The organism is Acidisphaera sp. S103, from assembly GCF_009765975.1.
Taxonomy (GTDB): Bacteria; Pseudomonadota; Alphaproteobacteria; order Acetobacterales; family Acetobacteraceae; genus Rhodopila.
This window is the reverse complement of record NZ_LMUJ01000054.1, coordinates 152484-163965: the sequence shown is the minus strand read 5'-3', so window position 1 is coordinate 163965 and position 11482 is coordinate 152484. Positions and strand designations below refer to the sequence as shown.

11 protein-coding genes are annotated in these 11482 nt (G+C 61.8%); 8 read left to right on the top strand and 3 right to left on the bottom strand.

Annotated features, from left to right (window positions below; translation table 11 throughout):
* Positions 1-150 precede the first annotated feature (150 nt).
* The 3 genes from GSQ89_RS17140 (at position 151) to GSQ89_RS17130 (ending at position 3187) form a co-directional block, all read left to right on the top strand.
* On the top strand, positions 151-411 hold the full coding sequence (locus tag GSQ89_RS17140) for a hypothetical protein (protein ID WP_158927370.1): 261 nt from the start codon (positions 151-153) through the stop codon (positions 409-411).
* Between the two features lie 186 nt (positions 412-597).
* A complete protein-coding gene (locus GSQ89_RS17135; RefSeq protein WP_158927368.1) occupies positions 598-855 on the top strand; it encodes an Lrp/AsnC ligand binding domain-containing protein in 258 nt (85 codons plus the stop codon).
* A 796-nt stretch (positions 856-1651) separates the two neighbouring features.
* Positions 1652-3187, top strand: a complete 1536-nt coding sequence (locus GSQ89_RS17130) for an MDR family MFS transporter (protein WP_158927366.1) — start codon at positions 1652-1654, stop codon at positions 3185-3187.
* A gap of 73 nt (positions 3188-3260) precedes the next feature.
* Here the strand turns inward: GSQ89_RS17130 and GSQ89_RS17125 are convergent, their stop codons facing one another.
* Positions 3261-4262, bottom strand: coding sequence for an aldo/keto reductase (locus GSQ89_RS17125; protein ID WP_158927364.1), 1002 nt, complete (start codon positions 4260-4262; stop codon positions 3261-3263).
* A gap of 145 nt (positions 4263-4407) precedes the next feature.
* On the opposite strand from GSQ89_RS17125, the gene GSQ89_RS17120 reads away from it, so the two are divergent.
* Positions 4408-5229 (top strand): alpha/beta hydrolase, encoded by an 822-nt coding sequence (locus GSQ89_RS17120; RefSeq protein ID WP_158927362.1) that lies wholly within the window; start codon positions 4408-4410, stop codon positions 5227-5229.
* A 218-nt stretch (positions 5230-5447) separates the two neighbouring features.
* Here the strand turns inward: GSQ89_RS17120 and GSQ89_RS17115 are convergent, their stop codons facing one another.
* Together GSQ89_RS17115 and GSQ89_RS17110 are read right to left on the bottom strand one after the other, a co-directional pair.
* The gene (locus GSQ89_RS17115; RefSeq protein ID WP_158927360.1) at positions 5448-6023 is read right to left on the bottom strand and encodes an ImmA/IrrE family metallo-endopeptidase; all 576 of its coding nucleotides are present in this window, start codon (positions 6021-6023) and stop codon (positions 5448-5450) included.
* Between the two features lie 7 nt (positions 6024-6030).
* Complete coding sequence (locus tag GSQ89_RS17110; protein ID WP_158927358.1) at positions 6031-6375, bottom strand: helix-turn-helix domain-containing protein; 345 nt, start codon at positions 6373-6375, stop codon at positions 6031-6033.
* 180 nt (positions 6376-6555) lie between these two features.
* Here GSQ89_RS17110 and GSQ89_RS17105 point away from each other — a divergent pair, with 180 nt between their 5' ends.
* The 4 genes from GSQ89_RS17105 to GSQ89_RS17090 all read left to right on the top strand — a co-directional run bounded on the left by GSQ89_RS17105 (position 6556) and on the right by GSQ89_RS17090 (position 11278).
* On the top strand, positions 6556-7818 hold the full coding sequence (locus tag GSQ89_RS17105; RefSeq protein WP_158927356.1) for a nucleotidyltransferase: 1263 nt from the start codon (positions 6556-6558) through the stop codon (positions 7816-7818).
* Positions 7819-8287: 469 nt separating this feature from the next.
* The gene (locus tag GSQ89_RS17100) at positions 8288-9322 is read left to right on the top strand and encodes a CBASS cGAMP-activated phospholipase (RefSeq protein WP_158927354.1); all 1035 of its coding nucleotides are present in this window, start codon (positions 8288-8290) and stop codon (positions 9320-9322) included.
* Between the two features lie 151 nt (positions 9323-9473).
* Positions 9474-10361, top strand: a complete 888-nt coding sequence (locus GSQ89_RS17095; RefSeq protein ID WP_158927352.1) for an SMP-30/gluconolactonase/LRE family protein — start codon at positions 9474-9476, stop codon at positions 10359-10361.
* Positions 10358-11278, top strand: a complete 921-nt coding sequence (locus GSQ89_RS17090) for a hydroxymethylglutaryl-CoA lyase (RefSeq protein WP_158927350.1) — start codon at positions 10358-10360, stop codon at positions 11276-11278. Before GSQ89_RS17095 ends, GSQ89_RS17090 begins: the two co-directional genes overlap by 4 nt.
* Positions 11279-11482: the final 204 nt, after the last annotated feature.

Sequence of the window (11482 nt, the reverse complement as noted above, 5' to 3'; positions counted from 1 at the left end):
TAGGCGACCGGGTGCGGCCCGTCACGTGGCTGTGTTTGAATTCGATAACGCATCTGTGTCGGGTTGCCACGAATCGGCCATTTATCGCGCCAATTGCTGCCTTCGATTGGCCTGAACCTCGGTATCGTATTCACACGAATGGAGCGTTCGATGCTGCGAAATCTGGCCTGGCAGGCGACCGACGATCTGACCCGCGCGCAACTCGCGCTGTTTCAGGGGCTGGGCGATGCGATCAGCCTGACCGGGGACGACCGGCGGCGGGCGCTGGGGCTGAATGAGCGTGCATGGACGGCGTGGACGGACTTCCTGTCCGATGGTCCGTTGCCGGCGGAGCCGCCACTGCCGGAAATGCTGCGGCGGCTGGGCGAGTCGGCGTTCCAATTGTCGGCGGCGGGTGACACGCGGGCCTGAGCGGTCGTGTGTTCCGAAGTTGCCGGATCGGGTCTGGCGATTCGGTGCAATCTTTCGTTGTGGGTCCGTGGTTCTGGACCTTGGCGACAGTGTTTCCCGCGCGCGGCGGCTATTCGCCGCACCCGGCGGCACGTTACAGTGCCCCGGCAGACGGTGTTCCGGTGAGCACCCGGGCGGGAGGCGGTGATGCGGGCAATCTTCGTGCAGATCAAATGCGAAATGGGACAGGCATATCGCGTGGCTCGGGAGGCAGCGGACAGGATTTCCGAAATGTCGGAGCTGTTCTCGACGTCCGGGCAATATGACCTGCTGGGGAAGTTCTATCTGGATGCGGATCAGGATATCGGGCTTTTCGTGACCGACCGGATCCAGACGCTGCCGGGGGTGAAGGACACCTATACGCTGATCACGTTCAACGCGTTTGGCGGCGGGACAGGGCAGTAGTTATTTCAGCGGCATCGGGATGGCTGAAGCAGATGGTTTCGTTGGCGGTTGGGTCGCCGATGTCGACGATCCATTTTGCCTCTATGCCACAGTTGGAGTCATGTTTCTGATTTGCTCCGGCAACTCTCATTTTTGACCGGAGAGGCGGTGCCTGGGGCCGAATTGTCATTGCGAGAAGCGTTGCAACGAAGCAATCCCGCCGATCCGAGGGCGAACAGATGAGGATTGCCGCGTCGCTTCGCCCCTCGCAATGACACGGGGTTGAAGTCTTCCGAAGCCGCATGCGGCAAAATAGGAATTGGCGATCCGTTCGGAGTTGTCCAGGCGCAGGCTTTGAGGAAGCCACCAGACACCGTGCATCGGGACTTATTCATCTGCTGCTGGCATGGCTGTTGTTTTGATGTGAATGAATTCGCGTGGGCTTCATGTCGTTGGCGCCGGACCAGTCGTATTTCTCTTTCTTTATCGTAATATATACAATAATTGTCCCGTCGCTGCCCGGATGGGGATTAAAATCGGATCGTTCGTGGAATCATGTTCGGCTGCGACAGTGTCGTCAGATGGCGACACGCTGGGGATCTCGGGTGGACCTGTACGGAACTGGCGGCGGTCTGTCCGCCGGGGACCCTGCCAGCCAGAGTGGCCGAACAATGGCAACGTCCGGCACCCAAACGCGCGGCAGGGTTGAATTCAGCGCGATAGTGAAAAATGCTGCACTGCGATATATCTGCTCCGGACGTTGATGCGCCGGCCCCTGGCAGACGCCGACCGTGATCTGATCAGGAGAATCCGGGATATGCAGCCCGACGGTGATGCCCCACCGCGTTTTACGCACCAGCAAATTCTCCAGGTGCTCAGTGGTATCCTGCTTTGCATCTTCCTGGCGGCGATCGACCAGACAGTTGTCATTCCGGCCGTGCCGGCGATCGCGGCTGACCTCAACGGCTTTCAGCATCTCGCCTGGATCGTTTCGGCATACCTGCTGACCTCGACGGCGATGACGCCGATCTATGGCAAGCTGTCCGACATCTATGGCCGGCGAAAACTGCTCCTGGTTGGGCTGGCGGTCTTCGCCGCGGCGTCGGCGCTGTGCGCCCTGGCCGGAACGCTGGGCCAGCTTGTCGTTGCCCGAGCGTTGCAAGGTGTCGGGGGCGCCGGCCTGATGGCCATGGCACAGGCGGCGATCGCCGATGTGGTCAGCCCGCGGGAACGGGGCCGCTACCAGGGCTACATGGCCTCCACCTGGGGCATCGCCTCGATCGCCGGACCGATCATCGGCGGATGGGTCACCGACACGCTGTCGTGGCGTTGGATCTTCTGGGCCAACCTGCCGATCGCCCTGGTCGCCATGCTGCTGTGTGACCGAGCGTTGCGGTTGCTGCCGATACGGGCGCGTAAAACGCGAATCGACTGGGCCGGCGCCGGCCTGCTGACCGGCGCGATCAGCGCATGGCTGCTGGTGCTGAGCTGGGGCGGGGTAGAGATGCCGTGGACTTCACCGGCGATCCTGGCCCTCGCCGCGGCCGGACTGGTGATGATCGCGTTGCTGGCGATGCAGGAACGGCGTTTCGCCGATCCGCTGCTGCCGCCCAGGCTGTTCGCCAACCCCGTCTTTGTGCGCGGCGTGGGTATCGCCTTCTGCGCCGCCCTGGCCTTATTTGGCGGCAGCTTCCTGTTGCCGCTGTTCTTCCAGTTGGTAATGGGCGTGGACGCCGAGACCTCTGGCGCCCTTGTCGTGCCGTTCCTCGCCGCCAACTGTGTCGGCGCCATTTATGCCGGATGGCTGGCACGCCGGCACGGCAAGATGAAGGCGATCATGATCGCCGGCCTGGTGGGCTGCCTGGTTGGCTTCGTGCTGCTGGCTCTCATCGGCCCGACGACGCCGCGCATCTTGCTGCTGGGCTACCAGGCCGTGCTGGGTTTCGGCATCGGGATGGTGATGCCGAGCAGCCTGGTCTGCGTGCAGAATGCCGCGGACCGGCATGATATCGGCGCGGCCACCGGCTGCTTGCTGTTCCTCCGCTCGATGGGGGGCGCTTTCGGCAGCACGCTGGTCGGCGCCCTGCTGGCCTCGGACTTCGCCTTGCGCCTGAATGAGTTCGGCATCACTGCCCACATCAACCTGGGCGAGGTGCATCAGCATCACGGGACGATCGAGGGTGTGACGCCCGCCATGCTGCCGCATGTGCAGATGGCGTTGGCCGGGGCATTCCATATCGGCTTCCTGGCCTGCGCCGTGGCCATGGTTCCCGCCCTGATCGTCGCCCTGGGACTGCGCGATCTGCCGCTGCGGACCACCTCGGCGAATGAGCCGGTGGCGCTGGCGCACTAGCACTTTGTTTGATTGCATGATTCACGCGCTCTGGACGTTCCGCCCAGCGCGATCATGCTTTAAGGTGCCGCCGTTACGGTTTGCGCTCGCTGTCCAGCATCGCCATTTGCGCCGCGGCGTAACGATCCCCGGCAGCGGCGCCTTTCGGAATGGCCTGCTCGATCGCCGTCAGGTCCGCCGGGGTCAGCTCCACATGCAGCGCACCCAGCGCCTCGTCCAGTTGCGAGCGGCGGCGAGACCCGACCAGGGGGATGATGTCGTCGCCCTGCGCCGCGACCCAGGCGATGGCGATCTGCGCAACGCTGACGCTCTTCACGTTGGCAATGACACGCAGCGCCTCCACCAGTTCCAGGTTCCGGTCGACGTTGTCACCCTGAAACCGAGGATTGTGGACGCGGAAATCGCCCGGGACGGCGGTGTCCCTGCGCCAGTTGCCGCTGATCAGGCCGCGTGACAGCACGCCGTAGGCGGTGATGCCGATCCCCAGTTCGCGGCAGGTGGGCAGGATAGCATCCTCGATGCCGCGGGATATCAGCGAATATTCGATTTGCAGGTCGCAGATCGGATGCACCGCGGCGGCTCGGCGGATGGTGTCCGGACCGACTTCGGACAGCCCGATATGGCGGACATAGCCGGCCTTCACCATGTCGGCGATGGCACCGACGGTGTCCTCGACCGGCACGTCGGGATCCAGCCGCGCCGGGCGATAGATGTCGATATGGTCTAGACCGAGCCGCTGCAGGGTGTAGGCGAGGAAGTTCTTTACCGCGGCGGGCCGGGCGTCGAAGCCACCCCAGCCATTGTTGGCATCGCGCAGCGCGCCGAACTTGACGCTGACCTGTACCCGGTCCCGGGCAGAGCTGCCGCGTAGTACCTGACCGATCAGCATCTCATTGTGGCCCATGCCATAGAAGTCGCCTGTGTCGAGCAGCGTCACGCCGGCATCGAGCGCCGCATGGATGGTGGCGATGCTCTCCGTCCGTTCGGCGGGGCCATACGCGCCGGACATCCCCATACAGCCGAGACCCAGGGCGGAAACGCTGGCACCGGTGGTGCCAAGGGGACGGTGCTTCATCCGGATTCCTTCGTTGCGGCCATGGGACGTTCACCAAGATAAGGTGCATCGTCCGGATCGTGAGGAGAGCTTATCATGCTCTCGATTTCCCCGGCGATATACGCCATGCCTGCCGCACCGCCGAGACAAGGATCGTCCCCGTCCCATGAAGACCGTGTTGATCGTGGCCGTCGTGCTGGCCGCCGGCTTGTATTGCCTGGTGGTGGGACTGCTGACGTGGCAGCAGCGGCGGTTCCTCTACGAGCCGGACACGCATCGCCCTGACCTCTTGGTGGCCGGCGTGCCCGACGCCAGTGCGATGACCGTGCACACGAGGGATGGGCTGGACCTGCTCGCCTGGATGATCCCGCCCACGGACGATACCCAGCCGGTGGTGCTGTTCCTGCATGGCAATGGCGGGAATATTGGTTATCGAGCACACGAATTCGCGGCGCTCCACCGCTTCGGCTGGGGTATCCTGATGCTGGACTATCGCGGTTACGGCGGGAACCCTGGCACACCGACGGAAACCGGCTTGTATGAGGATGCAAGCGCTGCCTACGCCACGCTTCGGACCCTTGGGATACCGGCGGAACGGATCCTGGTGTGGGGCGAGTCGCTCGGCACCGGCGTCGCCGTCCACCTGGCGGCGGAAAACACGGTCGGCGCGGTCCTGCTGGAGGCACCCTATACCAGCATCGCGGCGATCGCTCGGAAACGGTTCCCGTTCGTGCCGATCGATCTGCTGCTGCGCGATCGTTTCGATCTGATCGGCCGTATCGCGGCGGTGCATGCCCCGGTGCTGGTGATGACCGGCGGGCGGGACAATGTCATTCCACCGGCGATGGGCCGCGCGGTGTTCGATGCGGCCAACCAGCCAAAACGGTTCTGGCTGGCGCCGGAAGCAGGGCACAACAACCTGCCCGACGCCGGCGCGTTCGACGTCGCTCGGGCCTTCATCGCGGATCACTGGAAGACGCCGGAATAGAGCCCGGTGTCGGCTCGTGGGCAGCTTGAATGTCTGACGAGGGTGGAAATCGGTCATTCTGGTCATCGGACTGACGATCTCATCAAATTCGCCCAGCTATCGTCGCTCGGGTGGTGAGCCGACATCGTGCCGCAGTTTCTCATGCTGAATGAGAATGGAATCGGAAGACGAGGGTGCGCCAGAAGAAACACAGTCAGCCATATCGAACACCAAGAGAGTCACGAGGAAATCAACGACCGCCGCGCCCGGCGAAAAGCTGTGATTTGAGCGCCACTCACTCTCAGGCGATAGGTGAGCATGTCGTAGCTGACGCCATAGATTGTGGCTGCCGTCGCCTCCATTCGCGATTTTACGATGTGATGGGCTGCCTCATTCGTAATGAGGAGGGAGCCGCCGAGAAAGGCCGCCTCCTCTTCTACACGAGCGTCCCTCGCCCGATCACCGTCCGCAGTCCATAGCGGTGTCACCGAATGCCCAAGAAAACAGTGGGCGAGTTCGTGCGTCAGATTGCTGCGCTGACGAACTGAACTGTGCGAGTCGTTATGCACAATCACTCGTCTACAGCCGTCCGGAATCGTTACCGCGGAAAATGCTTCCCGTTCAATCCGAAGGAAGTGGCGTCCCACTTGGGTTCCGTCGCCATCGCGGAGGTCGCTGAGGCAAATCACCGAAATTTCGAAATGATTGCAGGCTACCCACGGGTCCAGTGGATCCGTTGGCCCGAGTTGAAGGGCAGAACGGACCTTTAAGGCGATTCTATTCGCTTCTGCTTTGAAGCCATGTCGAAAAGGCATTTGCTGCTCACAGACTAAGCAGACGCTCGTAGGTAGCGTGGAGCACCCCCTCGAGAGCCAGTTTGCTGGGTTCACTGAGTTTGGGGTCGGCACGTAAAAGCGCAGTCATTTGCGCCAAGGTTTCTGCTCTGTTCCCCTGATGAGGTCCGAGGAAGTCCTCTGCCTTCAACCCTGACCAGGTCAGCAGCGCCGCCAGTCCATCGATATCCGGTCTTTTGCCCTGCATCATCCTGGTCAACGTCGAAGCACTGACTCCGCTGGCCTCCGCAACTTGCTTCCAGGTCATGAGTTTGGAGAGGCGGTGTGCATTCAGGGCGGCGCAAAATGCCTCGTTCTGAAAGGCGATCTTCATGTCGGTCCTCCGTCGGTTCCCGTTCTTTATCGGGCCGTTTGTACCATGCAATTGTGCTATTGCAATCGGTGTTCGGCTATGCAATCAACATGCGTACGGTTGCGATATAGGAATTCGCGGCCCGATTCGCAACCAGGGCTCGGCCTCTTGGGATCGCGCTCGTGTCTGGGAGATTTCTGGATGAACGATTATCGCCGCATTCCGTTGCGCCCGGCGTATGCAGAGCCGCTATCAAACCCACTCGACGCCCTTCTCGCGGACATCGCCATTAACGTTCAGCTCCCACCGGGATTGCACGCGAAGGCTCTGGCTCGCTTCTCTGCCGTCAGGGAGTACCTGGGGCGATCGGGTAGCCCACTCGAAGGCCAAATCGTCCGATTTTATGCGCAGGGCTCCATGGCGATCGATGCCACGATATCGACCCGAGGCACGGATGACGAATTCGATGCTGATGCGGTCGTAGAGTTGAACGTAGCTCAGGGAGTGACACCTTCGCAGGTTCTGGATGCTCTTTATGAAGCCCTGAAGGACTACCCGGTTCGCAAGGTCTTACGACAAACCCGGTGTGTAACCCTCTTCTACTCCGATGGCATGCACATCGATGTCACACCTTCGAGGCGAACAGGTTTCATGGAGATCGAAAGCAACATCTTCCATGCCAAGCCGGGTGAGACGCAGCGGCAGCACGCCGAGATCCCGATGAACGCTTTCGGTTTTGCCAACTGGTACAATCTTCGTACCCCAGCGGAAGAAACATTTGCCAAAGCGTATGAGGCTCGCATGCACGAGGCTTACGAATCGTTAGCCAAGACAGATCCGATTGTACACCCCATGCCGGACCAGACGCCGTTGCCGATCAAGAGTGTCACAACGGTTGCCCTTCAAATTATTAAGCGATTCAGGAACGTCTGGAGCATTGACCGGCCCGGCCGGTATCCGCCCTCTGTCATGCTGTCGTGCCATGCAGGCCATGCTGCGGCCCCCGGCATGGCGCTTTCGGACATGGTGATCCGACAAGCACGTTGGACCGCAAGGGCTATTGATATTGCGGAGGCTGGCGGGCGCCTGCTCGACGTCCGAAATCCTGAGATGTCCACCGATTGCTTCACTGATCGTTGGCCCGAAAACCGCTCTCAACAGCGGGAGTTTGCGTTAGCCCTACACGATCTAGCGAACGGACTTGAGCAAATCCGGCAGGGAGGTCTCGAACTTGAGGATTTGAAGGATTGGTTGCGCGACCGCTTCGGTCCAAGGGTGGTGTCTCGTTCGATAAACGCGTTGAACGACCGCAATGGGGTGGCACTGCGATCGTGCACCCACCGGTACACTAGCACCGGTGGACTTCTTGTGCCCGCGGCACCTGCCATCATCGGAGCGACCCGGTCGATGGCCGCTAACGTGGCGCCTCGCCCCCACACGAATATGGGCGATCGTTGGCCGTGATGGGCCTCCCTGGGATCGACGAACAAATCGCCCAGATGAGCGCGATTTGGCCGAGATTCAGATTGGTAGCACGAAAAGGCCTCGCTGCCCGTTGGGTGGGCAAGTTACGGCCCCTCCTACAAACATTCGTGGTCAGCATGGAATATCGTGCACCATTGGTGATCGATTACCTCACCGCAAAGCAGATGCAGCCACGGGTTCGCGTTATTGATCCTCCTTTGCGACCCCGCCGGAATGATCCCGAGGGACGGTTGCCTCACGTCTACTATGTGGAAGGCGACCCGCTTGATCCGATACTCTGCATGTTTGACCCCGATGCCAGCGAATGGTCGCCGTCCATGAGTTTGGCGGAGACGACAGTTCCGTGGACCGTGGATTGGCTGGCTTCCTATGAAGGCTGGCGAGCAACTGGAAAGTGGACCGGAACAGGTCGGCATCTTGAGCGATCCGATCTCAGTGAGGCAACGCCATGAATTATGTTCCACCCAAACGGTCCGACGGGACCATTCAGCGTCGGCGTAAACCGCTGCCGTGGCCTCCGGATCGCCCATTCAAAATCCTGGCCATCGACGGAGGCGGCATTCGCGGCATACTGCCAGCATCCGTGCTCGCCGAATTGGAGAATAGGTTTTTGAACGGGCGAACGGTCGCCGACCACTTCGACATGATCGCAGGCACCTCCACTGGTGGCATCATCGCCCTCGCCCTCGCCCATGGATTGACCGCGCGCGAAATTCAAAAATTCTACGTCGAAAGGGGTGGGTTGGTCTTCCCACCGTCAAATGTACTTGGGCGCATGTGGAGGTGGCTCCGTCGCTTACACCGTTACGCGTACGACAGCGGTGTACTTGAGCAAGAACTTCTGGGTATTTTCGGAGACACACCTCTTGGCGACGCGAGAACTCGCCTGTGCATTCCGAGCTTTGAGGGGGTCCATGGCGAGCCCTGGATCTACAAAACGCCGCACCATCCTGACTATCGGAAGGACCGCGTCGAGCGAATGGTGAAAGTGAGGCTCGCTACGTCGGCTGCCCCAACTTATTACAAGGCGATGCCCAACAACGGGTACATCATGGTCGACGGCGGACTTTGGGCAAACAACCCGATCATGAACGCTGTCACTGACGCTCTTGCCTGTTACGACGTGGATAGATCGCAGGTACGGGTCCTGAGTCTGGGCTGTGGTGAGACCTCATTCCGCGTGGATCCTGTCAAGGCTGTAGGCGGGATGTTCCAGTGGAAAGGCGCCATCCTCGCCGCCATGCGGGCTCAGTCCTTGAATGCCCTCGGCCAAACCTTCATGCTCATCGGCAAAGAGAATGTCGTCCGACTTGACGCGCCGGAAACGCCCACGCCGATTCAGTTGGATGGCCACCAGAGAGCCAAGGTCGAGTTGCCCGCGATGGCGCGCGCTTTGGTCGAAGGATCGGGCCATTTGGTCGAGAGTTTGTTCCTTACTGAGACGGTGGCGCCATACGTACCATCCGTCACGACAAGGAACTAGTGGTGAATGCTGCCATGGTCTTGTCGTATTCCTGTATCTGCCCGGGTCATTTCGAATGTCCGCTTCGGATCGGTACCCGACTCTCAAACCACCCATCATCCCTCTCCCCCGATCTTGCCAACCATCCGCCCGCGCCCCACTGTCCGTCGCCATGTGGTTCGCCCCTCCGAAAGAAATCCCCACCCGGGTCCTGACCCGCATGCCCGACCGGTTCCGCAGCCTGGAGCAGACCGAATGGGCTGACGCCAACCGATCCGGCGAACCGGTCGACTGCTTCCTGGAAGGCCCATGTTACGACGCCCAAGGCCGGCTGTATGTCGTCGACATCCCCTACGGCCGCATCTTCCGCATTGAAGACGACGACTGGACCTTGGTCGCCGAATACCCCGGCTGGCCCAACGGCCTGAAGGTCCAGCCGGACGGCATGTTGCTCGCTGCCGACTACCGTCACGGCCTGGTCCGCATCCATCCCGGCACCGGCGCCACCGCCGCCGTGCTGCAGACCGTCATGAGCGAGGGCTTCAAGGGCCTGAACGATCTGACCCTGCATGACGACGAATCGATTCTCTTCACCGACCAGGGGCAGACTGGGTTACAGGACCCCACCGGCCGGGTCTGGCGCCTGCACAAGGACGGGCGCCTCGACAAGCTGATCAGCACCGGCCCCAGCCCCAACGGTCTCGTCCTGAATACCGCGCAAACCCACCTGTATGTGGCGATGACCCGCTCCTGCGAGGTGTGGCGCTTCCTGCTCCGCCCCGACGCCGTCGTCGCCAAGGCACAGTGCTTCGCCCGCGTGCCCGCTGGCCTGGTCGGGCCGGATGGGCTGGCGATGGACTCGGCGGACCGGTTGTATATTTCCAATCCCGGCCATGGCTGCGTCTGGGTTATCGACCCTCACGGCGTACCGCTCTACAGAGTCCAGTCAACCACCGGCCGCATGACCACCAACTGTGCCCTGACCCCGGACGAGCGCAGCCTGGTCATCACCGAGTCCGAAACCGGCACAATTCTGATCGCGGAGATACCACCACCATGAGTTTCGTTTCCATCTGTGAGGTCGGTCCGCGCGACGGCCTGCAAATCGCCAAGACCCGCATGACCACCGACGACAAGGTGGCATGGATCGTCTCGCTCGCCGCCGCCGGCATTCAGGAGATCGAGGTCGGCAGCTTCGTTCCGCCACGCGTGATCCCGCAACTGTCCGACACGGCGGAGGTCGTGGCGAAAGTGCTGGCCGCCCTGCCGAACCTGACCGTGCAGGCACTGGCGCCAAATTTGCGTGGTGTGCAAAACGCTTACCACGCCGGCGTACACAAGATCGCCATCCCGATCTCGGTCAGCGACGGGCACAGTCAGGCAAACCTCAATCGCACACCCGAACAATCGATCGAGATGATGCGGGAAATCATGGCATGGCTGAAAGCGCAGCCGCGGAAAGTGCCGGTGGTGGCAGGCGCGTCGACGGCGTTCGGCTGCTCGATCGATGGCATCGTGCCGACAGCGAAGACCGTCGCGCTGTGTAAGGGCCTGGCCAATGCCGGCGTGGATCAGATCATGCTGGCCGACACCGTGGGCTATGCCTACCCGGCGCAGATCAAGGAGGTCGTGCTGGCGACACGTGATGCTATCGGGCCGGTGCTGTACGGCCTGCATCTGCATGACACCTGCGGCCTGGGAATCGCCAATGCCGTGGCGGGGCTGGAGGTCGGAATCCGAGCGTTCGACTCATGCCTGGCGGGTTTGGGCGGTTGCCCGTATGCGCCGGGGGCATCCGGCAATGTGGTGACCGAGGACCTGGTGTTCATGCTGGAAAGCATGGGCTTCACCACTGGCATCGACATTCCCGCTCTGCTGGAATCCCGCAAGGTTCTGCATGCCGGCCTGCCGGCGGAGCCATTGCAGGGGCAGGTGCCGAAAGCCGGCCTGCCGCCGACATTCCGCAAGGCCGCCTGATATCAACCGGCTTTGTCGTTGACCCACCGGCACCGTCGTACGACCGTCACGGCGGGCGCGGGCCGGGCGTCACGGACGAGGCCAGCAGAAGAGGCGGCATCAACGTCGGCCGGTATTTCCCGCGCCACAACGTTGCTGGAGACATGGGCGGAGAACGAAACAAAATCCGTCGCGGGGCGCAGCCGCCGGCGGCTCCGTTACGCT

Coding starts and splice junctions, on each gene's coding strand:
- GSQ89_RS17140 (WP_158927370.1), top strand. CDS start 151: ATGCTGCGAAATCTGGCCTGGCAGGCGACCGACGATCTGACCCGCGCG.
- GSQ89_RS17135 (WP_158927368.1), top strand. CDS start 598: ATGCGGGCAATCTTCGTGCAGATCAAATGCGAAATGGGACAGGCATAT.
- GSQ89_RS17130 (WP_158927366.1), top strand. CDS start 1,652: ATGCAGCCCGACGGTGATGCCCCACCGCGTTTTACGCACCAGCAAATT.
- GSQ89_RS17125 (WP_158927364.1), bottom strand. CDS start 4,262: ATGAAGCACCGTCCCCTTGGCACCACCGGTGCCAGCGTTTCCGCCCTG.
- GSQ89_RS17120 (WP_158927362.1), top strand. CDS start 4,408: ATGAAGACCGTGTTGATCGTGGCCGTCGTGCTGGCCGCCGGCTTGTAT.
- GSQ89_RS17115 (WP_158927360.1), bottom strand. CDS start 6,023: ATGCCTTTTCGACATGGCTTCAAAGCAGAAGCGAATAGAATCGCCTTA.
- GSQ89_RS17110 (WP_158927358.1), bottom strand. CDS start 6,375: ATGAAGATCGCCTTTCAGAACGAGGCATTTTGCGCCGCCCTGAATGCA.
- GSQ89_RS17105 (WP_158927356.1), top strand. CDS start 6,556: ATGAACGATTATCGCCGCATTCCGTTGCGCCCGGCGTATGCAGAGCCG.
- GSQ89_RS17100 (WP_158927354.1), top strand. CDS start 8,288: ATGAATTATGTTCCACCCAAACGGTCCGACGGGACCATTCAGCGTCGG.
- GSQ89_RS17095 (WP_158927352.1), top strand. CDS start 9,474: ATGTGGTTCGCCCCTCCGAAAGAAATCCCCACCCGGGTCCTGACCCGC.
- GSQ89_RS17090 (WP_158927350.1), top strand. CDS start 10,358: ATGAGTTTCGTTTCCATCTGTGAGGTCGGTCCGCGCGACGGCCTGCAA.